We start from the raw sequence: 21957 nt of genomic DNA, 5'->3' as shown, positions 1-21957 counted from the left end.
GTCAGCTCCTCGGCGGCCTGCGCAGCCCGAGTCGCATCATCGACCGGCGGTGCGGCTGGGCCCGCCGGATCGCCCGGCGCGCCGCGCGCTGCTGTCGTGGTTTGTCATCCCACACCTCCGGGTGTGCTGCGAGGAACCGCCGGGTGCGGATGGCGAACGGGATGTGGATGACGTAGGCGACGATGATCGCGATGATCACGATGTAGCCGTACAGGATCGCCGCGGCGACACCGATGGCCAGCAGCGCCAGCAGCGGTGCAACCGCACTCGGTGGCACCGAGAACGTGTGGATCTTGCGCATCGGCAGGGTGCTGACCACCAGCAGCGACACACCGATCATCCAGATGACGACGGCGGGCTCCGACGTCCACCAGCCGTCGCCGAACTGCATCTTGGCGGCCAGGGGCCCGATCGCGCCGATCGCTCCCGCCGGGGCGGGCATGCCGACGAAGTACTTCTTCTCGTAGTCGGGTTGTTCGATGTCGAGCATCGCGTTGAACCGCGCCAGCCGCAGCACGATGCACACCGCGTAGAGCAGCACCACGATCCAGCCGATCCGGGACGTGGACAACAACGTGCCGTAGACGATGAAGGCCGGTGCGACACCGAAATTCACGGCGTCGGCCAGGGAGTCGAGTTCCTCGCCCATCCGTGACGTCGCGTTGAGCGCGCGGGCGAGCCGCCCGTCGAGCGCGTCGAGGATGGCGGCGATCGCCAGGAAGGCCATCGCCTCGGTCGGCCGGCCGTCGAGGGCGAACTTGACGGCCGACAGGCCGAGGCAGATCGCGGCCACCGTCATCGCGCTCGGCAGGATGCGAACGCTCATGACGGGAGCCTTGATCCGGCGCTTGCGGGGCTTGATCATGGCAACTCGGCCAGCACGGTCTCGCCGGCCAGTGCCCGCTGCCCCACGTCGACGAGGATGTTGGAGCCCGCGGGCAGGTAGGTGTCCAGGCGTGAGCCGTACCGGATCAGGCCATAGGTGTCGCCGATGCCGATCTTGTCGCCGGGCGTGACGTCGCAGACGATCCGGCGGGCGAGCAGGCCCGCGATCTGCACGGCGATCACCTCGGCGCCCTCGGCGCTGCGGATGACGACGCTGTTGCGTTCGTTGTCCTCGCTGGCGGCGGCAAGGTCGGCGGAGACGAACAGCCCGGGGCGGTGCGCGACGGCGACGACCTCCCCGCCGATCGGGGCCCGCTGCACGTGGGCGTCCAGCAGGGACAGGAAGATGCTGATACGCGGCAACGGCGTTGCGGGAAGGCCGAGTTCGCCCGGCGGTATCTCCTCCTCGATCAGGCAGATGAGTCCGTCGGCGGGTGCGACGACGAGACCGGGCCTGGTCGGTGGCTGCCGCGGCGGATGCCGGAAGAAGGCGGCGTTGGCCGCCGCGGAGGCGAGCCCGGCGCGGCGCAGCCAGCGGTTCCGGCGCGCCACCGCAGCGACCGCGAGGCTCGCACCGACGAACGGCAGACCCGCGGGGTGCATGGGAGGAACGGAGGAGCGCACCAGGGCCACGAGTCGCTCTGGGCCTGTCTTGAGGTCGGGGCGTCTGGCCATCGTGCAGCGATTCTACCGACGAGCGCTTGCGCGAGGAGCAGGCCGCCAGGTGAGGTCCCGCTAGCGCAGGTCCCACACCTGCACGCGCTCGCCCGCGGCCGCCTCCACGGTGTCCTCGTCGAGCTCCAGCAGGCAGTTCGCCGACGCCAGCCAGCGCAGATGATGGGACGCGGGCGGGCCGTAGCTGGTCACCGTGTCCCCGTCGAGCACGCCGCGGCGGAACTGGCGTTTCCCGCGCGGCGAGGTGAGGTCCTCGGTCAGCACCGCGGTGCGCCGCGGCCGTCCGGGGTTCGGCAGCCCCATCGCGGCCCGTAGCGCCGGACGGATGAACACCTCGAAGGACACCAGCGCGCTGACCGGGTTTCCCGGCAGCGTGATGATCGGCGTGCCGTCCTCGAGGATGCCCGCACCCTGCGGCATGCCCGGCTGCATCGCGACCTTGACGAACTCGACGGTCCCCGTCAGCGCGTCCTTCACGACTTCGTAGGCCCCGGCGCTGACACCGCCGGTGGTGACGACGAGGTCGGCGTCACCGGTGTGGCCGGCCAGTGTCTCGCGGAACACCTCGGCGTCGTCGCCGGTCATCGGCGAGGCGACCACGTGGCCGCCGGCGTCACGGACCGCCGCGGCCAGCATCACCGCGTTGGACTCGTAGATCTGGCCCGGTTGCAGCGGCGTGCCCGGCGCCACCAGTTCCGTGCCGGTGGACATCACCAGCACCCGCTGGCGCGGGACCACCTTCAGCTCGCTCAACCCGAGCGCGGCCGCCAACCCCAGCGCCGCGGGGGTGACCACCTGGCCGGCGCGCAGCACCGTGGTGCCCGCGCTGACGTCCTCACCCGCGCGCCGGACGTGCTGGCCCGGCCGCACGCTCGCCCTGATCGTGACGGTGTCGATCGCGCCGTCGGTGGATTCCACGGGGACCACCGCCGTCGCGCCCGAGGGCAGCGGAGCGCCGGTCATGATCCGGTGCGCGGTGCCCGCCGTGATCGTCGGGATGTCGGTGCGGCCCGCCGGGATGTCCTCGGTGACGGGCAGCCGCACCGGGGTGTCGTCCGTCGCTGCCGCGATGTCGTCGCCGATGACGGCGTACCCGTCCATCGCAGAGTTGTCGAAGCCCGGAAGCGACAACGTGGCAACCACGTCCTCGGCGAGAACCAGGCCGAGGGCTTCGGCGACCGGAAGGGTCACCGGCTGTCGTGCGGTGATCAGGGCGGCGACCACCCGCCGGTGCTCTTCGACGGAGCGCATCACACCCCGAACTTCACGCCGGTGAGTTCCTCGGACACCGTCCACAGCCGCTGCTGCACGGCGACGTCGTGGGACTTGGCGTTGGACTGCACCAGTTTCGGATGGCCCACCAACTCGCGGAAGCCGGAGGGTCCGTAGTACTGCCCGCCCGTCACCCCGGGATCCGTGGCTGCCCGCAGCGTGGCGAGAGCGCCGACGGGTGGGCTGTTGGTGACCAGGCCGGCGAGCTTGATGAAACCGGGAAGCCCCGTGCCGGGGATGTGGCGCATCAGCTCGGTGTTGGAGATGCCGGGGTGGGCGGCGACGGCGATCGTGTGCGCTTCCCTGGAAGGGGACTCGGACGACGCGGCGGCCAGCCTGCGCTGCAGCTCGTAGGTGAACATCAGGTTCGCCAGCTTGGACTGCCCGTAGGCGGCGACGCGGTTGTAGCTGCGTTCCCACTGCAGGTCGTCGAAGTGGATGCCGCCCTGGATGTTGTGGGCGATGCTGGCGACGGTCACCACCCGCGAGCCCTCGACCGGCAGCAGGGTGTCAAGCAGCAGGCCGGTAAGTGCGAAGTGGCCGAGGTGGTTGGTGCCGAACTGCAGCTCGAAGCCGTCGTCGGTGGTCTGCTTGGGCGGGTACATCACCCCGGCGTTGTTGATCAGCAGGTCGATCCGCGGATACGCCGCGCGCAGTTCGTCCGCGGCGGTGCGCACGCTGGCCAGCGACGCCAGGTTCAGCTCCTGCAGCGCGACGTCGGCGTGCGGATGGGCCGCCTCGATGCGCCGCGCCGCCTCCCGCGCCTTCTCGAGGTTGCGCGACGCGATGACGACGCCGGCACCCTTGCGCGCGAGCACGGCGGCGGCTTCGTAGCCGATCCCGGTGTTGGCGCCGGTGACCACGGCGACCCTGCCGGATTGGTCGGGCACGTCGGCGGCAGTCCATTTGGCACTCATGGGTTCAACATACTGAGCCGTCGATGGGCCATGCTCGATACATGCACCTCGTTGAACCGGCGCACCGTCCGAGCCGCAAGGCGCCGCTGGTGTGGGCGATCGGGGCGGCGATTCCGTGGCTGTTCGCGGTGGTGGCGCAGATCGTGTGGGTTGCCGTGGACGGCCGGTTCGCGTGGCTGCACGTGCTCGCCGCGGTCGGCACCGTCGCGGGCATCGCGGTGTTCGTGCTCGTGGTCCCGCTGTGGCGCTACCGCGTGCACCGGTGGGACGTGGACCCCACCGCGGTGTACACCCGCTCGGGCTGGCTGGTGCAGGAGCGCAGGATCGCCCCGATCTCGCGGGTGCAGACCGTCGACACCTACCGCGGTCCGCTGGACCGGCTGTTCGGTCTGGCCAACGTGACGGTGACGACGGCGTCGTCGGCCGGCGCCGTGCGGATCGTGGCGCTGGACTCCGACGTCGCCGACAGGGTGGTCGCGCAGTTGACCGACATCGCCGCGCTCGGCGCCGAGGACGCCACATGACCCAGGCTGCCGCGCAGGACTGGCACCGCCTGAGCCCGCGCATGCTGCTGGTGCACCCGGTGCACGAGGTGCTGCGCCAGATCCCGGTGCTGATCGGGTCGCTGGTGCTCGGGTCGGCGACCGGCAACCCGGTCTGGACGCTGATCGGCATCGGCCTGATCGTCGGATACGGTCTGGCGCGGTGGTTCACCACGACCTACCGCATCGGCTCCGACGATGTGCAGCTGCGCACCGGGGTGTTGCAGCGCAACGTGCTTTCGGTGCCGCGCAACAGAATTCGCTCGGTGTCCACGGATGCGCGGGTGTTGCACCGGCTGCTCGGCCTCACGGTGGTGCAGGTCAGCACCGGGCGGGAGGCCGCCGGGGACACCTTGTTCGCGCTCGACGCGGTACCCGCGCGGGAGGTGCCCGGATTGCGGGCCGTGCTGCTGGCCGATTCGCTGGCACCGGCCGGCGGCGACGCCGAGCGCGCCGCCGCACCGGGCCGGGTGCTGGCCCGGTGGCAGCCGTCGTGGCTGCGCTACAGCCCGCTGACCTTCACCGGACTGCTGATGATCGCCGCGGCGGTCGGCGTGGTCTACCAGACGGGAGTGGTTGCAGCCCTGCAGGATTCGGGACTGGCGCGGGTGGGTGCGGGGGCGCTGGAGGGGGTCGGCCTGCTCGGGGGCGTCGTGATCGGCGCCCTGGTGGTGCTCGCCGCCTCCGTGACCCTGTCGGTGTTGCAGTCACTGCTGGCCTACGCCAACCTGGAGCTCCGCCGCGACGCCGAGCTCCTGCACCTCTCTCACGGTCTGCTGCGGGTTCGTGAGCACACCTTCGACATGCGCAGGCTGCGCGGCGGCACGCTGCGGGAACCACTGCTGGTCCGGCTGTTCGGCGGCGCCCGTCTGGATGCCGTGATGACCGGCGTCGCCGGGGCCGGGGAGGCGTCGCAGCTGCTGCCGCCGTGCCCGCGGCGCACCGCCGAGGCGGTGCTGGCCGACCTGATCGGCCGGCAGGACGCCGTCACCGGCGTGCTGACCACCCACGGGCCCGCGGCGGTCCGGCGGCGCTGGACCAGGGCGATGGCGCTGCCCGCTGCGGTGGCCGCCGCAACGGCGATCACCGCCGCCACGGCCGGTGTCGCGGTCTGGGTGTGGCCTGCGCTGGTGCTGCTCACGGTGGGCAGCGTGTTCCTCGCCGTCGACCGGTGCCGGTCGCTGGGGCACCGGGTGGGTGACGGTTGGCTGGTGGCGCGGGCGGGCAGCCTGGCGCGGCGCCGCGACTGCGTGGCCGCGGCCGGCATCGTCGGCTGGACCGTGCGCCAGACACTGCTGCAACGCCGGGCGGGGGTGGCCACGTTGATCGCGGCGACCGCCGCCGGGGTGAAGCGCTACGAGGTCGTCGACGTGCCCGCCGACATCGCCTGGTCGCTGGCGGCGACGACCTCGCCCTGGGTGGCGCAGAGTTCCTGGAGCCGCGGCTAGCAGGGCCTCCAGTTGCGCTCTCCCTGCAGCGGTTTACTGTCGCACCATGGCTATCGGTGGAGTGCTCTTCGACATCGATGGCGTGCTGGTGACCTCATGGAAGCCCATCCCCGGTGCGGCCGAGACGCTGCGGACGCTGGCCGACCACCAGGTCGCGTGCGCCTACCTCACCAACACCACCACCCGCACCCGCGCGCAGATCGCCGAGTTGCTGACCGACGCGGGCATGAACGTCACCGCCGACGAGGTGATCACGGCGGCGGTGCTGACCGCCGACTACGTGCGCAGCCGTCACCCGGACGCCCGGTGCTTCCTGGTCAACAGTGGGCAGATCGCCGAGGACATGCCCGGCATCGACATCGTGTACTCCAGTGAGTTCAGCGGACCGCGCGCGCCGGAGACTCCCGACGTGGTGCTACTGGGCGGGGCCGGACCCGAGTACAGCCACCTGACGTTGTCGTGGGTGTACGACTGGATGGCGCAGGGGGTTCCCGTCGTGGCGATGCACCGCAGCACCGCGTGGACCACCGCCGACGGGCTGCGTGTCGACACCGGCATGTATCTGATCGGGATGGAGGAGACCTCGGGGCGCAAGGCCACCGCGGTCGGCAAGCCGGCGCCCGAGGGATTCCTGTCCGCGGCCGCACGGCTGGGGGTGGACCCCGAGGAGATGCACATGGTCGGCGACGACCTCAACAACGACGTCCTCGCCGCCCAGGTCGTCGGTATGACCGGCGTGCTGGTGCGGACAGGCAAGTTCCGTCAGGACACGTTGGACCGTTGGGCTGCAGACGAATTCGCGATGCAACCCAATCACGTCATCGATTCCGTCGCTGACCTGCCGGAGCTGCTGGGCCTGTAGGAGACTGCTGAATTAATCCGCGTGGCGGCGGGTGTTGGACTCCACGATTCTCGATGACGCGGTGGCCACCCAGGACACCGTGACGCAGTTGATCGGGGCGATCCGTCGAGTGCGCCGGGAGATCCCCGGCGCCGCGGAGGTGATCACCTCTCAGTGCCGTGCCCATGACTACGACGACCCCGGTAAAGGGAAACATTGGTCGACGCTTTGGTCGGTGATGCTCACCGGCTGCTGGGTCATCTGCCCGACCAGGAGCTCGGTGCCCGCGGTGCTGAGGCCGTGGCGTTGTTGGCGTTGATCGCCGGTCAAGACGTCGAACCCGTCGAGGATTCCGATGGCACTGACGGGCGGTGGCGGATCGCTCACCGCGTCGCGCCGGATCGGGTGATCTCGACCGTCGATCCCGAGGCCCGTCATGCCCACAAGAGCGTGCACCGCCGCCAGGACAGATTCAAAGGCCATCTCGCGGTCGAACCCGAGGCAGGCGGCGTCGACACCCATGACGCGGCAGTGGTGCCGCAGCTTCTGGCCCGGTGAGACCGCACCGGTGACCGTGCTGGCGGATTCGGCCTACGGCACTGGGGACTTCCGCGCTCACCTGACGAGATCGCGTCATCGTGATCGGGTCAAACCTGCGCCCCGGCGCGCGGCTGTGCCCGGCGGGTTCACTATCGATAACTTCACCGTTGATCGCAGCGCTGGCACTGTGACCTGCGCGGCCGGGGTTTTTCGGCCCCTCAGCGCATGCGGCAACGCCCACGTTCGGGACTGCGTGTCGGGGCTGCGCGCTGCGCGCACAGTGCACCACCAGCATCGACGGCAGAAACCTCAAAATCGGACCCCACCACGCACTCCAACTCAACGCCCGTAAACAGGCTCGAAAACTATGCTGGCTCAACGAATATCGTCGCTACCGCCCGATGGTCGAGGTCGAACTGCATGAGCAGCAGTGCTTTACCCACGCGCTCTTCCCTTCCGGCTGCGGTGCTCAGGCTCGTCGATGGTGCAGTTGACGAGCCCCGTCATGGCCATGTGCTCCCGGCGTGCCATTCGTCCATGCGGGGCGTGGCCTGAGACCGCCGCGGACGTGGATTCAGGGCCGTCCGGCCCGAAAGGAAAGCCGTTACTCTCAACACTGAGACGTGACAGCATCACACTGCGCAACCGTGGATGCGAGGCTAGGTGACGAGGGTGTGATCAGCGCGTCAGTAGCATGCATCCGGCAATCGGACCCCCGCCCGCGGCGGCGACGGCCACCTCGGGTTGTCGGACGAGCTGACGATCACCTGCTTCACCGCGCAGTTGCAGACACGCTTCATGCAGCAGCCAGTATCCGTGAAGGCGCCCCGCCGACAGTTGGCCACCGTAGGTGTTGAGCGGAAGTTCGCCCTCGAGCGCAATCCGCTTCGCGCCCTCGACGAATGGCCCGGCTTCGCCGTCCTCGCAAAAGCCCAACGCCTCCAGCCACGCGAACGTCAAGAACGTGAAGCCGTCGTAGAGTTCGGCGACGTCAACGTCTGAGGGACGCAGGTCGGTACGCGCCCACATTTCGGCCGCGGCCTCGACTGACGCCATCTTCGGGAAGTCGTCGCGATGAAACCAGCCGCCCGAACCGTAGGTACCGCCGACCGCTTCAACCTTGACTGCACGATGGCGACAGTCTCGCGCGAAATCGGCGTGCGAGACCACCAATGCGATGGAACCGTCGATCGGCACGTCGCAGTCGAACAATCCGAAGGGTGAGGACACGGGCCGGCTAGCCAGGTAGTCGTCCATAGTCATCGGTTCCCGGAAGGCGGCAAGCGGATTCAACCCGGCATTGCGCCTGCTGTTGATCGCCAGCCAGCCTAACTGCTCTTTGGTCGTGCCATAAAGATCCATATGTCGCTGACAATGCATCGCCAACCAATTCGCAGCCGAGTAGGCATGGGCGCACACTAATTCGTCCATGTCCTCGAACGGCTTCAGCTTGCGGCGCATTCCGGGCGTGCGCGGTTCTGCTGGTGGGTCGGCCAATGGGTTGAGCAAAGCCGACACCGGCTGCTCTGTCATCGCCCCGCCCAGCATCGCGACGGTGCGGTAGACCAACACGTGTCGGGCGCGGTTTTCGGCCACGGCGAGAATTGCCGACATGACGGGGGTGATGACACCGCCAGTGGCGAAGCCGAATCCGACGTCTGCCGCCTTGGCTCCGAGACCAGCGATGACGTCTGACGGCGGCGTGTCGCCGAAGGTGATGATCCCGTCGATGTCGTCTGCTACTAGCCCCGCATCGTTGATCGCTGCGTTTGCCGCCTCGAGCGACAGCTCCAGACCAGGGATGCCAGTGCGCCTGCCGGTCCGCGAGATACCCAGGCCGCTGATGATCGCGTTCTTCTCGAAGTTGTTCATTAGTCCGTTACCGCCTTAAGAGAGTCGCGCATGGCCTGGAGGCGTGTGCGCGGAGTTGTGAAGACCACCAATGAGAATGTACGTTTTCGGCAATGTCCGATCACGCGTCACCCGCCATTCCCGCGCGAGTCCTGCCTGAGTTGCGGGATCGCAATCGGAAGTTCTGGACGGCTGGCGCTGATGGACGGCTGTACATCACTCAGTGCACGCAGTGCAGCCTGTGGGTGAGTCCACCCGCAGATGACTGCCCCGAATGTGGAGCAAGGCTTGAAGCGCGGCCAGTGTCAGGTCACGGCAATGTGCTCACCTACACGGTCAACTGGCAGCCGTTCAATCCGGCTGTGCCGGTACCGTACGTGATCGCGATCATCGAGCTCGAGGAGCAGCGCGACCTCAGGCTCGCAGCCAACATCGTTGACTGCGAGCCTGATTCGGTCTATAGCGGCATGCCGGTCGAGGTGCGTCTCGAGCGACAGCACGCTGGCGATGAGGTGGCTTATGTACCTGTCTTCGTCCCGATTTCGGCGTGACGGCCTTGCGGCATGCCGATGTGATGGGTCGACTGCGCGTCTCGGCACTCGCACGGAATATTGCCTATTGAACGTTCAACATACACGCCGTAGGTTGAAATGGAGTTCGGTGCCGGCGCACGGCCGTGCCGTGAGTGACGGAGGTCTAATGGCCGCAAGGCTCAAAGGCAAGGTTGCCTACATCACTGGCGCTGCCCGCGGGCAGGAACGTATCCGCCGCCCGTGAAGACGCCGAACCGGCTTTCACCTTCGCTAATGGGATGCCAATCCCGTACGTCATACCCGAAGACATCGCCAACCTCGCGGTCTTCCTCGCAAGCGACGAGAGCGGCTGCGTCACCGGCCAGCACATTCGGGTGGACGCAGGGGTGTACCCGAAGTTTCCCAACGGTCCCCAGTAACCGCCCCGTGGCCAAGACTCGTAGCGTCGTCATCATCGGCGCCTCAAGGGGACTGGGGCTGGCCTCAACGGCCCGGCTGAACAAGCAAAGGGGATGCGTCGTCGGAGCGATGCGGTCACCGGACACTGGTCTCAACCGGATCCGCGAGATGGCGGGGGCAGCGCCCGACGATCCCCGGCTCATCGGCGTCCGGCAGCAACTTGCCGCTCACCCTCATCATCCGCCGAATGGGTTTTTCCACCAGGTGACTGAACCGGTTCTCGGTCGACCGGGCCACAGGACCCTGCGGTCGTCGCGCTAGATCATGGAGTCATGGGAACTGACGCTGCACGAGTCGGTGAGGCAGACGCTCGCCGATTACACCGCGGCCACGGATGCCTTCGATCTAGCCCTGCTGGCATCTTGTTTCATCGCCGATGGAACCCTCGAATACACCAGTGGGGCCAAACCCCTGGTCGGCCGCGTTCAGATTGAGGCGGGGTTGAGAGCGCAACTTTCCGGTTTAGGCTCCGGCCCCACTCCGACGTATGTCCGCCACCACGTATCCAGCGTTCGGATTTCCCAGGTCGAGCTGGACCGTGTCGAGTCGAGCAGCTATTTCATCGTCTTTACCGATGTGGGTTGTGATCATTGGGGACGTTATCGCGACGTCTTGGTGCCGGTCGATGGAAAGTGTCTGTTCGCGTCGCGCAAGATCAAAGTCGATGGGTTCTCGGACAAGAGCCTCATGAACCCCGAATCCTCCAACGCACGCTGAGCAAACTGAGCCGCACCAGTCCCGGGTTCTTATCGCGCGCCGAGTCGTGGATGCTTTACTTCGTCGCAAATTACGAAAAGCACCATTCTCTTGCTGGAGAGGTGGCATTCACGTACTTTGGGCCGGTGCCTGTGGTTAGCGAACGAAGGCGGGCAGTCGCCCCGTGTTGCACGAGAGGTTCCGGCCGGCCGATTGACAGCTTTGTCGTTGGCCGCCGATGACTCAGCCGACGGGAATGCAGCGGATGACGCTCTCATCGGTGAAGTCCCCGCTGATTGGATTCTTGGCAGTTCTCGGTCTGATCATGGTCGTCGTGTTGGCTGTATTCTCCTTTCGCGGTGCGTTTCATTCGACGGTGCCGGTCATGGTGGTATCGCAGCGGGCCGGTCTGCTGATGAACCCCGACGCCAAGGTCAAGATGCGCGGTGTGCAGGTGGGTAAGGTGGCCTCCATCGAAGACCGTCCGGACGGAATGGCGATCATCCACCTCGCGTTGGACTCAGCTCAGGTGGGCATGATTCCGTCCAACGTGCGCGTGGATGTTGCTTCGTCAACAGTCTTCGGCGCCAAATTCGTCGAGCTGATTCCGCCGCGAACGCTGTCGATGGACACGATCTCGGCTGACGCCGTAATCCAAGCCGACCACGTCACGGTCGAGATCAACACTGTGTTCCAACAGTTGAGTTCGGTGATCGCGACGATCGAGCCAGTAAAGCTTAACCAAGTGCTCGGCACATTGTCCTCGGCGCTCAACGGGCGCGGTGAACAGTTGGGGCAGACCCTGAGCGATTTCAACGACACCCTGGCTCGTCTCGATCCGAGTCTGGACAACCTCGCACAAGACATCCGGACCGCGCCGGCCGCATTGAATTCGTTCGCCGACGCGGCGCCAGACCTTGTGACGGTCCTGAAGAACGTCACAGACCTGAGCGGTACGGTCGTCGGACAAGAGCAGAACCTCGACGCGTTCCTGTTCAGCGCCATCGGCCTCGGCAATGTCGGCACCGACGTGCTGGGTAGTAACCGTGAACGGTTGACGACAGTGCTCGATCTACTTGCGCCAGTGACGGATCTGACTAACGAATACAACCAGGCAATTTATTGCGGGCTCGGCGGGACGGTGTACATGTCCAAGGGTTCGCCGTCGCGCGTTCCCGGCATCGAGCTGTTGATTGGACTCACGCCGGGCGCAGAACGGTACCGCTATCCATCGAATGTCCCGAAGGTCAGTGCTCAGGGCGGCCCGCAGTGCACCGGGATGCCGGTGGTCGGCTTCGAGAAACGGCCGCCGTTCGTCGTCGCCGACACCGGTGCCACGCCGTGGCCCTACGGCAATCAGAACGTCCTCCTGAATTCCGACGGGCTGAAGCAACATCTGTTCGGACCGATCGACGGCCCGCCCAGAAACACCGCGCAGATCGGTCAGCCCGGATGATGCGGCAGATTGCGGTCCCGGTCAAAGTCCTGGTGTTCACGCTCACCATGTCACTGCTCACGGCATTCCTCATCGTCGTCTTCAGTCAATACCGAACGGGGGCAAGCGATAACTACAGCGCTGTGTTCGGTGACGTTTCCGGGCTTCGACCGGGCGACTCGGTCCGAGTCGCCGGCATTCGGATCGGCACGGTTACGGGCGTCACGCTGCGCGACGACAAACGCGTCGTGGTCGACTTCGACGCCGATGACGACATCGTGCTGACCACTGGCACCAAGGCCGCCGTGCGATACCTCAACCTCGTCGGGGATCGCTACCTCGAACTGCTCGACGCACCCGGATCGACCCGCGTCGTGCCTGCCGGTTCGCAGATCCCCGACGACCGGACCTCGGCCGCCCTCGACCTCGACCTACTGCTTGGGGGGCTGAAACCGGTTGTACAGGGCCTCGATCCGCAGGACATCAACGCGCTGACGTCCTCTTTGATCCAGATCATGCAAGGCCAGGGCGGCACTATCGAATCACTGATGGCGCATACGTCGACGTTCACCAACGCCCTAGCGGACAACAGTCAGGTCGTCGAGCAGTTGATCGACAATCTCAATGGCGTCATGGCGACACTGGCCAAGGACGGTGAGCAATTCTCCGGCACGATCCAGCGGCTCCGCCAACTCGTTGGTGAGTTGTCCGCAGAGCGGGAGCCAATCGGGTCGGCGATCGAGTCGTTGAGCGCAGGCACCGCCTCACTTGCTGACCTGCTGACCCAGGCGCGGCCGCCCCTTGCAACGACTGTCGACGAACTGCACCGACTCGCACCTTCCCTGGTTGGACAGCAGGATCGGATCGAGGCGGCGCTGGAGAGGGCGCCCGAGAATCTCCACAAGCTGACCCGACTCGGTGCCTACGGCAGCTTCTTCAACTACTACCTGTGCGGCCTCACGGCTCGAGTGTCGGATCTGGAAAACCGGACCGCTGTTTTCCCGGTGTACAAGCAAGAAGGCGGAAGGTGCGCTGAGCCCTCATGATCAAGTATCGCGGGACGCATCTCATCAGGTCAGGATTCATCGGCGTCGTGCTGATCCTGCTTATCATCGCGGTCGGCCTGCAACCGGAACGCATCATCGGATGGATGTCGGCGATTAAATACGCCGCGGTGTTCACCGAAGCGGGCGGGTTGGCCGTTGGCAATGACGTCAAGGTCTCCGGTGTTTCAGTCGGATCCGTGACCGATGTGTCCCTTAGCGGTCCACACGCTCTGGTCACCTTCACGGTGACGAGCGGGGTGTCGTTGGGATCCCAAACTACGGCACACATTCGAACCGGTACTCTGTTGGGAGCACGCGTGCTCACGCTGGAGTCTGCGGGGAGCGGCACGCTGGAGCCCCTCGCGGTCATACCGACGTCACGTACCGGGTCCCCCTATTCACTGACTGAGGCTGTCAGCGAACTCACTACCAATTCCGCCGCGACCGACACAGCGGCGCTGAACACTTCGCTGGATACTCTCGCCACGACCTTGGACCAGATCGCACCGCAACTGGGGCCGACCTTCGACGGATTGAGCCGGCTCTCCACTTCGCTCAACAGCCGCAACGAAACCATCGGTGAACTCCTGCGCCACGCAGGTGACGTGACCGACGTCCTGGCAACGCAGAGTCAGCAAGTCAACGAACTCATCCTCAACTCCAACGACCTGTTGGCGGTGCTCGTCGAGCGTCGCCAGATGATCGTGCGACTGCTCAACGGCACATCGGCACTTTCCCGCCAGCTCAGTGGGCTCATTGCGGACAACGAGCAAGAGCTTGCACCGACACTGGAGCAGCTGAACTCGGTGACTGAGATGCTCGAGCGCAGCCGGGACAACATCGCCAAGGCGGTGCCGCTGTACGCCAAGTATCAGAGCACCCTCAGCGAGTCGGTCGCCACCGGCCCCTACTACGTGGCGCACGTACCAAACCTGTCCATGCCGATGTTCATGCAGCCCTTCTTCGACTACGCATTTGGGTTCCGCCGCGGAGTCGATGCCGGACAACCGCCGGATAGTACCGGCCCACGAGCCGAGATCCCCTTCCCCCGCAACGGAATTCCCATCATCCAGCAGGGGGGGTAACTGATGCCCACCAGACGATTGGCCCGAATAACTGGTGCCACACTCGCCTTTCTCCTCGTGGCGGCAGTGGGGTCTGTCATCGGCCAAAGGTACTTCGGCCCGAAGACGATCACGGCGTACTTCACGTCAGCCACCGGGATCTATCCCGGTGACGAGGTGCGTGTCGTCGGGGTAAAGGTCGGGACCATCACGGACATCGTTCCCCAGGGCGATCGCACCGCTGTCGTGTTAAAAGTCGACTACGGAGTAGCTGTGCCCGCAGCGGCCAACGCAGTGATTGTCGCTCAGAGCCTGGTGGCCGCGCGATACGTACAGCTCACCCCTCCGTATGTCGGCGGCGACGTCATGGTCGATGGCGGAACGATACCGCTTGAGAAAACGGCGATCCCGGTGGAGTGGGATTCGGTTAAGGAGCAACTGACCCGGCTGGCAACAGAACTCGGGCCGCACGGCGGCGTGTCAGACACTTCGGTATCCCGATTCATCAACAGTGCCGCAAACGCGCTGGGCGACAATGGCGCCAAGCTGCGCCAGACGCTGACTGAACTCTCGGGTGTCGGGCGCGTGCTCGCCGAAGGCGGGGGCAATATCGTGGACATCATCAGGAATTTACAGGCGTTCATCAGCACGCTGAGATCGAGCAATGAACAGATTGTCGAGTTTCAGGGCCGGCTGGCGACATTGACCAGCGTCTTGGACGGCAGCAGGTCGGATCTCGACGCCGCTCTCACCAATATCTCGGATGTTGTTGGGCAAGTGCAGCGGTTCATCAGCGGAAGTCGAGATCAGACTGCTGAACAGATTCATCGGCTGGCAGCCGTGACGCAGAACTTAGTCGATAATCAAACCGACCTTGAACAGGTTTTGCATGTGGCGCCGACTGCAATCGCGAATACCTACAACATGTTTGATCCGCGTACCGGAAATGCTGCCGGCGTGTTCACGCTCAACAACCTGTCGAATCCCAAGGCCTTCCTGTGCAATCAGATTGGCGCACTCGAAAACGTGACGGCGGCAGAGACGGCAAAACTGTGCAACCTGTATCTCGGCCCTGGGCTGGACACAGTGAGCCTCAACAACATTCCGCTGCCGTTGAACCCGTTCCTCATGTCTACGCCCCCGGCGTCCAAACTGATCTACACGGATCCGGCCCTGATCCCGGGTAATGAAGGCACAGCGCCTGGGCCGCTCGACCCACCTTCGGTCTCGGCTTACACGGGGTCCGGCGATGTGCCGCCTCCGCCCGGATTTCTGCCTAGCCAGCCACAAAACCTTGAGGACCTGATGGCGCCGTCCGGCAGTGGCATAGATACCGGCCAGCATTCCGCCGGCGAACCACCGCCATCGCTTCTGCCTGCGGAGATGCCGCCCGGTCCCGCCCCGGTCGACGCAGGGACCCCGTCATCATGATCAGGGCCAGAACTCTCGGTCGATTGATGTCGGCATCGCTCGCGGGGATGCTGTGCGTGACCGGATGCAGCTTCAGCGGTCTGAACTCGCTGCCGCTACCCGGAACTGTCGGCCGCGGCGATTCCGCGCACATCTTTCACGTCGAAGTGTCCAATGTCGGTACTTTGGAATCTAATTCGCCGGTGATGCTCAATGACGTCATCGTCGGAAGCGTTGGGCCGATGTCTGTGAGGAATTGGCATGCCGACGTCGAGGTATCGGTTCGGCCCGGTGTCGTGATTCCAGCGAATGCTGTGGCCACAGTGGGTCAGACAAGTCTACTTGGGTCTATGCATTTGGCGCTGGATCCGCCGGTTGGGCAGCAAGCCAGCGGAGTAATACCTCCCGGGCCGATTATTCCACTTGCGAGATCGTCGTCCTATCCATCGACGGAACAGACGTTGTCCTCACTGTCAGCCCTGGTGAACGCCGGTGGACTGGGGCAGATCGGTGACATCATCCACAACTTCAACCTGGCGCTATCAGGGCGGGAAGGCGCAGTGCGTGACCTCCTGGCGCGGCTGGACCGGTTCGTGGGGGTGTTCGACGACCAGCGCCAGGAAGTGGTCGCTTCTATCCAGGCTCTGAACCGACTGTCGGGCCAGTTCGCAGAACAGCGCGAGGTGGTTTCTGAAGCGCTTCATGAGTTGCCTCCGGCGCTTGATGTGCTGATCCGTGAGCGACCGAACTTCGTGACCGCCCTGAAGAGTTTGGGCGAATTCAGCGATGTTGCGTCAGCAGTGGTCAACGACACTCAGGCTGATTTGGTACGCAACCTGGACAACCTCGGTCCCACGGTGCGCGCGATGGCAGACGTCGGCCCCGACATCGACAGTGGACTGGCCTGGGTAACGGTGGCGCCGTTCGGTCAGAACGTCATCGACAGGGGCGCCCGCGGCGACTACATGAATCTGTTCGTCGTATTGGACCTCACCAGAACTCGCCTCAAGCGAGACCTCCTGAACGGCACCCGCTTCGGAAACACCGACCTACCGCTCGTGCCGGCTCCGGGCGATCCGGGTTACGAGACTTTCTATGCCCGGAACCCACTGGGGATTCCGATTGCGCCGCTGCCCGCCGACGAGCTTCCCGCTGCCGCGCCAATGCCGCCCGGAGCGGAGCCTGAAAGCATTCCGCCGGTGCCGCAGGGAGCAGGTGGCTGATGCTCACGCGCTTCATTCGGGTACAGCTGATCGTGTTCGCGATGGCTTCCGTCATCGGGATGACCGCGATGGCCGTCGTGTATCTCCAGGTGCCTGCGCTCCTGGGCTTTGGGCACATCACCGTGACCATGGAATTGCCCGCCAGCGGCGGGCTGTATCGATTCTCTAACGTCACATACCGTGGCGTGCAGGTCGGCAAGGTCATGGACATCACGCTGACTCCCACTGGGGCGCAAGCGGAGCTGTCTCTGGACAGCAAGCCCCGGATTCCCTCCGACCTTGTCGCCGAAGTGCGCAGTCTCTCAGCGGTCGGTGAGCAGTACGTGGAGCTCAAGCCGCGCCACGACGAGTCGCCCTACCTGGCTGACGGCTCGGTGATCGTTGCCAGCGACGTCAGTATCCCGCAGCCGGTCGGGCCGATGCTGGACCGGGTCAGCGCCTTGTTGGGGTCCATACCAAAGGACAAACTCAGCACACTGGTGGACGAGTCCTTCCAGGGACTCAACGGGGCAGGGTATGACCTCGGATCGCTGCTGGAGTCCGGCGCGACCCTGAGCGCTGACCTCAAGAGCGTCGCCGACCAGACGCGAACTCTGATCGACGACAGCGGACCTCTCCTCGACGGGCAGGTTGAGTCGGCAGATAACACTCGCTTGTGGGCCCGCAGCCTGGCTGGCGTGACCGACCAGCTCGTCGCAAACGACCCCCAGATACGAGGATTGCTCCAGGCTGGGCCCGGTGCGTTGGGCGAGGCGTCCCAGCTGCTCGATCAGATAAAGCCGACATTACCCATACTGCTGGCAAACCTGTCCAGTCTTGGCCAGGTGGCGGTGACGTACCGCCCGTCGCTCGAACAGCTGTTGGTGCTGCTGCCCCCTTACCTTTCTTACCTCCAGTCGTCAGGACCCGAGAACAATTCGACGGGAATCGCCCTTGCAGATTTTCGTGCACAGATGGGCGATACGCCACCATGCACCGTGGGCTTCCTGCCACCGTCTCAGTGGCGTTCACCTGCTGATACCACCACCATCGACACACCAGACGGCTTGTACTGCAAGCTTCCTCAGGACTCGCCGATCGCTGTACGCGGCGCGAGGAATCTGCCGTGCATGGGCCATCCCGGCAAGCGTGCGCCCACTGTCGAGATCTGCAACAGCGACAAGCCCTATAAGCCCGCGGCGATGCGTCAACATACCCTGGGGCCAGATCCCTTTGACCCCAACTTGGTTGCGCAGGGCGTCCCGATCGACCAACGGGTACTCGGGGAGAGGGAGCCGCATATCTACGGACCAATCGAGGGCACGCCCATGCCTGGTGGCGATCCCTTGCCGCCGACGGTTCCGCCTGTACCCAACCCGCCTGATCCAAGTATCGGGACTCCACCACCCCCTGGCGGTCCACTCGCGGTGATAGCTCCCAGCTCATATGACACCGGCGCTGCTGCAGGGCCTCGTGTCACGGCAGTCGAGTACGACCCGCGGACCGGCCGATATCTGACCCCCGACGGGACCGTCCAAACGCAGACTAATCTGGCTGGTAATCCGGCCAGGACGTGGCAGGGACTCGTGTTGCCTGAGAACGGATCGTGATGTCGTTCGCGAAGATCGGCACGCTGGTGGTGGCTTTGTGGTGTGGCTCCATTGCGCCCGCAGTAGCGTCCCCTTCGGATGTGGCGATCAACGGGACCTACACCGCCTTCTCCGACGGTGACTGGGCGAAGAAGAACCAGGTGTATTACAACGAGTTGCCAGTCATGAGTACATGGACAGTGACCTCGACATGCCGCACGTTCATGGATTGCACGGGTCAGGTGACCACTAGTCAGGGCTGGACTGGCGAATTGAAATACCGTGCTGGACAGTGGGTGGTGTTTCACACCGTCGAGGGTTGGGTGAAGTGCGTTGGCGCCCCAGCGGTCGCCGGTGAGCAACACTTCACGTTCTGGGTGGATCCGGCCAATCCGTCACAATTTATCGGCTTGGACAAGACTGTCGGCCCCAGCGGCGCCTGCGGCATCAACCGTTGGTTGACCATCGAGATGCCGTTTAAGCTCACGCCGATATAGCCGACCAGAGTCAGGATGAGTGAACTGTCCTGGTCCCGGAGGCTCGGACTATTGGATTCCGACCAGGGATTGGCCGGTCGAGTGGGAACACCCCGAGGCCAGCTTGGTGCGCGAACCGCGTTCGCAGATGGTCTTCTCCTGCACGCCGGCCCAGTTCGAGACCGGTTGCGCTCAGATCGGGCAGCATCCGATGAGGTGTTGCGCGACCTGGGCCCGAACGGCGGAGCAGACCGTTGGCCTGGGGTAACAGGAGAGATTGTCTGAAATTCGAAGCATATCTGAAAGAGTTTGTGAGACTCGGGTTTCCGTGATACTCCGGTTCGGAATCGCCGCCCGACACCCAAGTTTGTGCCAATCATATACAAATGTCGTTCATTGACATGAGCGTGCCTGGCACACTAACATAGCGTCAACATCGCTGAGTGCTGTTGTGCTCGGCGCCGGGGCCTTCGAGCCACCCGAAGGTGTCTAACTGTTGTGCAACAAAGGGTTCTGCGCCGCCTTTGGTTAGGGCGTGCAGTTACTGGTTGACGGTTTTGACGCGAGTCGCCGTTCTAGAGAGGAAATCGCATGGGACGTGTTCAAGGTAAAGTTGCCTTCGTTACGGGTGCCGGGCGCGGTCAAGGCCGTAGCCACGCCGTGCGACTCGCCGAAGAGGGCGCCGATATCGTCGCGCTGGACATCTGCAAGGACTTCGAGACCGTCGGATACTCGATGGCCAGCCCTGAGGACCTTGAAGAGACAGCGAACCTCATCGAGAAGACCGGTCAGCGCGTGGTCACCGTCGTAGCGGATGTGGCCGACGCATCAAAGGTTGCTGCTGCCGTCAAGCAAGGCGTCGACGAGTTTGGCAAGCTGGACATCGTGGTTGCTCAAGCTGGCATCATGGGACTCACCGGGGAGCCCGCGATCAAGGCGTGGTCGGACACCATCAACACCAATCTCATTGGAACGATCAACGCGATCCAGGCCTCACTGCCGTATCTTGAACCGGGCGCTTCGATCATCGCGACGGGCTCGACGGCTGCGCTGATGGATTTGAGCAAGAAGGATAATCCCGGTGCGGACATGGGCGGACAGGCGTACTCGGTCTCGAAGCGACTGCTGTCGCAGTACGTCCATGATCTCGCGACCGAACTCGCCCCGCGCGGCATTCGGGCCAACGTTTTACATCCGACCAACTGCAACACACCAATGCTCCAGAGCGAGCCTATGTACAAAGTCTTCCGGCCCGACTTGGAGAAGCCGACCCGAGAGGATGCTGAGCTCACATTCCCTGTCCAGCAGGCGATGCCGGTTCCCTACGTCGAGCCCGAGGATATGAGTAACGCGGTGCTTTGGCTTGCGTCCGATGAGGCACGCTATGTCACCGGTGTGCAGTTGCGTGTGGACGCTGGTTCCTATCTGAAGTGGTACGACTACCACATCTGACCAAGCGCGACTCGCGGCCGTGGCCGCGAAGAAAACGCGACGGATCTGCGGCGAGATTTGAATCGGAAGACGGATACGTGAGCGGCCGACACACGTGCTCGTATGGCGAGTTTGCCCGCCGACCCTCAGGCCTGTACCGACGAGGAAAGGCTGCACCCAGCGTCGACGAGTGTGCCCGCTGAACCACACGGTGAACAGGCCAGTGAGAGCACCGCGATGGCGATACCGTTGACCCTCGTCGGTCAGCTCAGCGCCTAGCGTCTGGCCAAGCGCTGCAACGGCATTCGTCGGTTCCTGTCACCTCTGTGAGGTCGCGAAAGTGCCGCCCGGTCAGCGCGACGACCATGAACGACGTGCGATCCGCGCTGACGAAGTGCTGGCCGTACTGTCCGTATAGCGAGTTGCCTATCCGTTCTCGCGCGACACCGTTGACCATTACCTCGGTTAGGAATCCCAGGTTGCCCGACGTCGCCAGCGCGACGTTCTCCAATGGAGTTGTGATCCGCTGACCTTCACCGGTCTGTTCGCGGTGTCGAAGCGCCGCGGTCACCGCGAGCGCGGTGTATATGCCACACGCGACATCCCATGCAGGCAGCACGTGGTTCACCGGCGTTGCCAATGCCTCCGGACCGGTGACCATGGGAAATCCGACACCTGCGTTCACGGTGTAGTCGACCCCGGCGCCGCCGTCGGCACGCCCGGAAATCTTGATCTGGATCAAATCTGGTCGCTGTGCCGCCAGGGTGGCGTGTGAATGCCACTGTCTTCCGGCAATATTGGTGATCAGTATGCCGGCATCCACGATGAGCCGCTGAATGAGTTGCTGTCCCTCGGCGGAGCTCACATCGATAGCTGCCGACTGCTTGCCCTTGTTCAGCCCCGCCCAGTAGATGCTTTCGCCGTACTCGGTGATGGGCCATCGCCGATAGTCGGCGGCGCCGCCAATGGGATCCACCCGGGTGACGTCGGCGCCCATTTGCGCCAGCGTCATTCCGGCCAGTGGCACTGCGACGAAGCCGGCCCCATGGCAGCCAAAGAGGGCACCAGGCGACGCGCGGGTCTGGTGGAGTCGCATCTGCGGGATCTCCGGGGTGGTGCGCGGCAAGCGGCACACCATCACCACCACTGCGGATCCTGGCGCGGCGCGGCACCCGGATCCGATCGAGCGTCAGTGGGGGCGCCCGTACCGCCCCGGCCAGCGGTGGGTGGCTGATTTCACCTACACCTGGACCCTGGCCACATTCGTCTACACCGCGTTCTGCGTCGATGTCTACTCGCGGCAAAATCTGGGGTGGCGGGTAAGGTGGACCAAGGCCACCCCGCTGGTGCGCAGCGTTCTGGAGTAAGCCGTGTTCATAACGCTTCTGCCACGCGCGGGCTGGCAGTCGCCGCGTGGGTCGGGCTGTGAGGGCACATTTCCGGTACTACGACGCCCACTCTGTGGACGTCATGACATCGCCATGACGTGGGAACAACTTCTCGATCAATACCCGGTGCAGTTCTTCGTCGAGATCCAGACACAAGTCGCTTAGCCTGGATTCACCGATGAGGTAGGGATGGGAGGCGGGTTGTAACAGCGAAATGCCCTGTCGTGGTGAAAGAATGAGATTTCTCGAGGATCACA

At 64.6% G+C, this 21957-nt stretch carries 18 protein-coding genes and 4 pseudogenes; 16 read left to right on the top strand and 6 right to left on the bottom strand.

Annotated elements, in window-relative coordinates; genetic code table 11:
* Window position 1: 1 nt before the first annotated feature.
* The 4 genes from pssA to H7I57_RS17150 are packed head-to-tail and all read right to left on the bottom strand — an operon-like array spanning window position 2 to window position 3749.
* Window positions 2–865 (bottom strand): CDP-diacylglycerol--serine O-phosphatidyltransferase, encoded by an 864-nt coding sequence (gene pssA / locus H7I57_RS17165; RefSeq protein ID WP_264024860.1) that lies wholly within the window; start codon window positions 863–865, stop codon window positions 2–4.
* On the bottom strand, window positions 862–1560 hold the full coding sequence (locus tag H7I57_RS17160) for a phosphatidylserine decarboxylase (RefSeq protein ID WP_264024858.1): 699 nt from the start codon (window positions 1558–1560) through the stop codon (window positions 862–864). The genes pssA and H7I57_RS17160 overlap by 4 nt, the downstream gene beginning before the upstream one ends.
* Before the next feature lie 60 nt (window positions 1561–1620).
* A complete protein-coding gene (moeA, locus tag H7I57_RS17155) occupies window positions 1621–2811 on the bottom strand; it encodes a molybdopterin molybdotransferase MoeA (RefSeq protein ID WP_264024856.1) in 1191 nt (396 codons plus the stop codon).
* On the bottom strand, window positions 2811–3749 hold the full coding sequence (locus tag H7I57_RS17150) for an SDR family NAD(P)-dependent oxidoreductase (RefSeq protein WP_264024855.1): 939 nt from the start codon (window positions 3747–3749) through the stop codon (window positions 2811–2813). The genes moeA and H7I57_RS17150 overlap by 1 nt, the downstream gene beginning before the upstream one ends.
* Before the next feature lie 41 nt (window positions 3750–3790).
* On the opposite strand from H7I57_RS17150, the gene H7I57_RS17145 reads away from it, so the two are divergent.
* The 4 genes and pseudogenes from H7I57_RS17145 to H7I57_RS17130 all read left to right on the top strand — a co-directional run.
* Entirely contained in the window at window positions 3791–4273 is a 483-nt protein-coding gene (locus H7I57_RS17145) for a PH domain-containing protein (protein ID WP_264024853.1), read from the top strand.
* Complete coding sequence (locus H7I57_RS17140) at window positions 4270–5739, top strand: PH domain-containing protein (RefSeq protein ID WP_264024852.1); 1470 nt, start codon at window positions 4270–4272, stop codon at window positions 5737–5739. The genes H7I57_RS17145 and H7I57_RS17140 overlap by 4 nt, the downstream gene beginning before the upstream one ends.
* A gap of 46 nt (window positions 5740–5785) precedes the next feature.
* The gene (locus H7I57_RS17135) at window positions 5786–6601 is read left to right on the top strand and encodes an HAD-IIA family hydrolase (RefSeq protein WP_264024851.1); all 816 of its coding nucleotides are present in this window, start codon (window positions 5786–5788) and stop codon (window positions 6599–6601) included.
* A 25-nt stretch (window positions 6602–6626) separates the two neighbouring features.
* Window positions 6627–7530: pseudogene (locus tag H7I57_RS17130) on the top strand (transposase); the annotation flags it as partial.
* Window positions 7531–7798: 268 nt separating this feature from the next.
* On the opposite strand, the gene H7I57_RS17125 reads toward H7I57_RS17130, so the two are convergent.
* The gene (locus tag H7I57_RS17125) at window positions 7799–8992 is read right to left on the bottom strand and encodes a thiolase family protein (protein WP_264024850.1); all 1194 of its coding nucleotides are present in this window, start codon (window positions 8990–8992) and stop codon (window positions 7799–7801) included.
* Between the two features lie 92 nt (window positions 8993–9084).
* Between H7I57_RS17125 and H7I57_RS17120 the strand changes: the two genes are divergently transcribed.
* From H7I57_RS17120 to H7I57_RS17070, 11 genes and pseudogenes are all read left to right on the top strand, one after another.
* The gene (locus H7I57_RS17120; RefSeq protein ID WP_264024848.1) at window positions 9085–9522 is read left to right on the top strand and encodes a Zn-ribbon domain-containing OB-fold protein; all 438 of its coding nucleotides are present in this window, start codon (window positions 9085–9087) and stop codon (window positions 9520–9522) included.
* Window positions 9523–9743: 221 nt separating this feature from the next.
* Window positions 9744–9923 (top strand): annotated as a pseudogene (locus tag H7I57_RS17115) (SDR family oxidoreductase); the annotation flags it as partial.
* Between the two features lie 304 nt (window positions 9924–10227).
* On the top strand, window positions 10228–10680 hold the full coding sequence (locus H7I57_RS17110) for a nuclear transport factor 2 family protein (RefSeq protein ID WP_264024846.1): 453 nt from the start codon (window positions 10228–10230) through the stop codon (window positions 10678–10680).
* A gap of 217 nt (window positions 10681–10897) precedes the next feature.
* Complete coding sequence (locus tag H7I57_RS17105) at window positions 10898–12115, top strand: MCE family protein (protein ID WP_372510249.1); 1218 nt, start codon at window positions 10898–10900, stop codon at window positions 12113–12115.
* On the top strand, window positions 12112–13140 hold the full coding sequence (locus H7I57_RS17100; protein WP_264024844.1) for an MCE family protein: 1029 nt from the start codon (window positions 12112–12114) through the stop codon (window positions 13138–13140). Before H7I57_RS17105 ends, H7I57_RS17100 begins: the two co-directional genes overlap by 4 nt.
* Entirely contained in the window at window positions 13137–14225 is a 1089-nt protein-coding gene (locus H7I57_RS17095; RefSeq protein WP_264024843.1) for an MCE family protein, read from the top strand. The genes H7I57_RS17100 and H7I57_RS17095 overlap by 4 nt, the downstream gene beginning before the upstream one ends.
* Window positions 14226–14228: 3 nt before the next feature.
* Window positions 14229–15635 (top strand): MCE family protein, encoded by a 1407-nt coding sequence (locus H7I57_RS17090; RefSeq protein WP_264024842.1) that lies wholly within the window; start codon window positions 14229–14231, stop codon window positions 15633–15635.
* Window positions 15632–16837 carry an MCE family protein gene (locus H7I57_RS17085; protein ID WP_372510248.1) on the top strand — a complete coding sequence of 402 codons (1206 nt, stop codon included), beginning with the start codon at window positions 15632–15634 and terminating at the stop codon, window positions 16835–16837. The genes H7I57_RS17090 and H7I57_RS17085 overlap by 4 nt, the downstream gene beginning before the upstream one ends.
* Window positions 16837–18426, top strand: coding sequence for an MCE family protein (locus tag H7I57_RS17080; protein WP_264024840.1), 1590 nt, complete (start codon window positions 16837–16839; stop codon window positions 18424–18426). The genes H7I57_RS17085 and H7I57_RS17080 overlap by 1 nt, the downstream gene beginning before the upstream one ends.
* A complete protein-coding gene (locus H7I57_RS17075) occupies window positions 18426–18902 on the top strand; it encodes an Rv2253/PknI dimerization domain-containing protein (protein ID WP_264024839.1) in 477 nt (158 codons plus the stop codon). The genes H7I57_RS17080 and H7I57_RS17075 overlap by 1 nt, the downstream gene beginning before the upstream one ends.
* Before the next feature lie 570 nt (window positions 18903–19472).
* Window positions 19473–20333 carry a mycofactocin-coupled SDR family oxidoreductase gene (locus H7I57_RS17070; protein WP_264024838.1) on the top strand — a complete coding sequence of 287 codons (861 nt, stop codon included), beginning with the start codon at window positions 19473–19475 and terminating at the stop codon, window positions 20331–20333.
* A gap of 168 nt (window positions 20334–20501) precedes the next feature.
* On the opposite strand, the pseudogene H7I57_RS17065 reads toward H7I57_RS17070, so the two are convergent.
* Window positions 20502–21408 (bottom strand): annotated as a pseudogene (locus H7I57_RS17065) (CoA transferase); the annotation flags it as partial.
* On the opposite strand from H7I57_RS17065, the pseudogene H7I57_RS17060 reads away from it, so the two are divergent.
* A pseudogene (locus tag H7I57_RS17060) lies at window positions 21404–21676 on the top strand (IS3 family transposase); the annotation flags it as partial. The pseudogenes H7I57_RS17065 and H7I57_RS17060 overlap by 5 nt on opposite strands.
* Window positions 21677–21957: the final 281 nt, after the last annotated feature.

The sequence above is a fragment of the Mycolicibacterium pyrenivorans genome (genome assembly GCF_025821625.1).
Taxonomy (GTDB): domain Bacteria; phylum Actinomycetota; class Actinomycetes; order Mycobacteriales; family Mycobacteriaceae; genus Mycobacterium; species Mycobacterium pyrenivorans.
The sequence above is the reverse complement of the archived record's forward strand: the minus strand, read 5'-3'. Positions and strand labels throughout refer to the sequence as shown.

Bases quoted from the DNA above. Each gene is read 5' to 3' on its own strand.
- pssA (WP_264024860.1), bottom strand. From the start codon at position 865: ATGATCAAGCCCCGCAAGCGCCGGATCAAGGCTCCCGTCATGAGCGTT.
- H7I57_RS17160 (WP_264024858.1), bottom strand. From the start codon at position 1,560: ATGGCCAGACGCCCCGACCTCAAGACAGGCCCAGAGCGACTCGTGGCC.
- moeA (WP_264024856.1), bottom strand. From the start codon at position 2,811: ATGCGCTCCGTCGAAGAGCACCGGCGGGTGGTCGCCGCCCTGATCACC.
- H7I57_RS17150 (WP_264024855.1), bottom strand. From the start codon at position 3,749: ATGAGTGCCAAATGGACTGCCGCCGACGTGCCCGACCAATCCGGCAGG.
- H7I57_RS17145 (WP_264024853.1), top strand. From the start codon at position 3,791: ATGCACCTCGTTGAACCGGCGCACCGTCCGAGCCGCAAGGCGCCGCTG.
- H7I57_RS17140 (WP_264024852.1), top strand. From the start codon at position 4,270: ATGACCCAGGCTGCCGCGCAGGACTGGCACCGCCTGAGCCCGCGCATG.
- H7I57_RS17135 (WP_264024851.1), top strand. From the start codon at position 5,786: ATGGCTATCGGTGGAGTGCTCTTCGACATCGATGGCGTGCTGGTGACC.
- H7I57_RS17125 (WP_264024850.1), bottom strand. From the start codon at position 8,992: ATGAACAACTTCGAGAAGAACGCGATCATCAGCGGCCTGGGTATCTCG.
- H7I57_RS17120 (WP_264024848.1), top strand. From the start codon at position 9,085: ATGTCCGATCACGCGTCACCCGCCATTCCCGCGCGAGTCCTGCCTGAG.
- H7I57_RS17110 (WP_264024846.1), top strand. From the start codon at position 10,228: ATGGAGTCATGGGAACTGACGCTGCACGAGTCGGTGAGGCAGACGCTC.
- H7I57_RS17105 (WP_372510249.1), top strand. From the start codon at position 10,898: ATGACTCAGCCGACGGGAATGCAGCGGATGACGCTCTCATCGGTGAAG.
- H7I57_RS17100 (WP_264024844.1), top strand. From the start codon at position 12,112: ATGATGCGGCAGATTGCGGTCCCGGTCAAAGTCCTGGTGTTCACGCTC.
- H7I57_RS17095 (WP_264024843.1), top strand. From the start codon at position 13,137: ATGATCAAGTATCGCGGGACGCATCTCATCAGGTCAGGATTCATCGGC.
- H7I57_RS17090 (WP_264024842.1), top strand. From the start codon at position 14,229: ATGCCCACCAGACGATTGGCCCGAATAACTGGTGCCACACTCGCCTTT.
- H7I57_RS17085 (WP_372510248.1), top strand. From the start codon at position 15,632: ATGATCAGGGCCAGAACTCTCGGTCGATTGATGTCGGCATCGCTCGCG.
- H7I57_RS17080 (WP_264024840.1), top strand. From the start codon at position 16,837: ATGCTCACGCGCTTCATTCGGGTACAGCTGATCGTGTTCGCGATGGCT.
- H7I57_RS17075 (WP_264024839.1), top strand. From the start codon at position 18,426: ATGTCGTTCGCGAAGATCGGCACGCTGGTGGTGGCTTTGTGGTGTGGC.
- H7I57_RS17070 (WP_264024838.1), top strand. From the start codon at position 19,473: ATGGGACGTGTTCAAGGTAAAGTTGCCTTCGTTACGGGTGCCGGGCGC.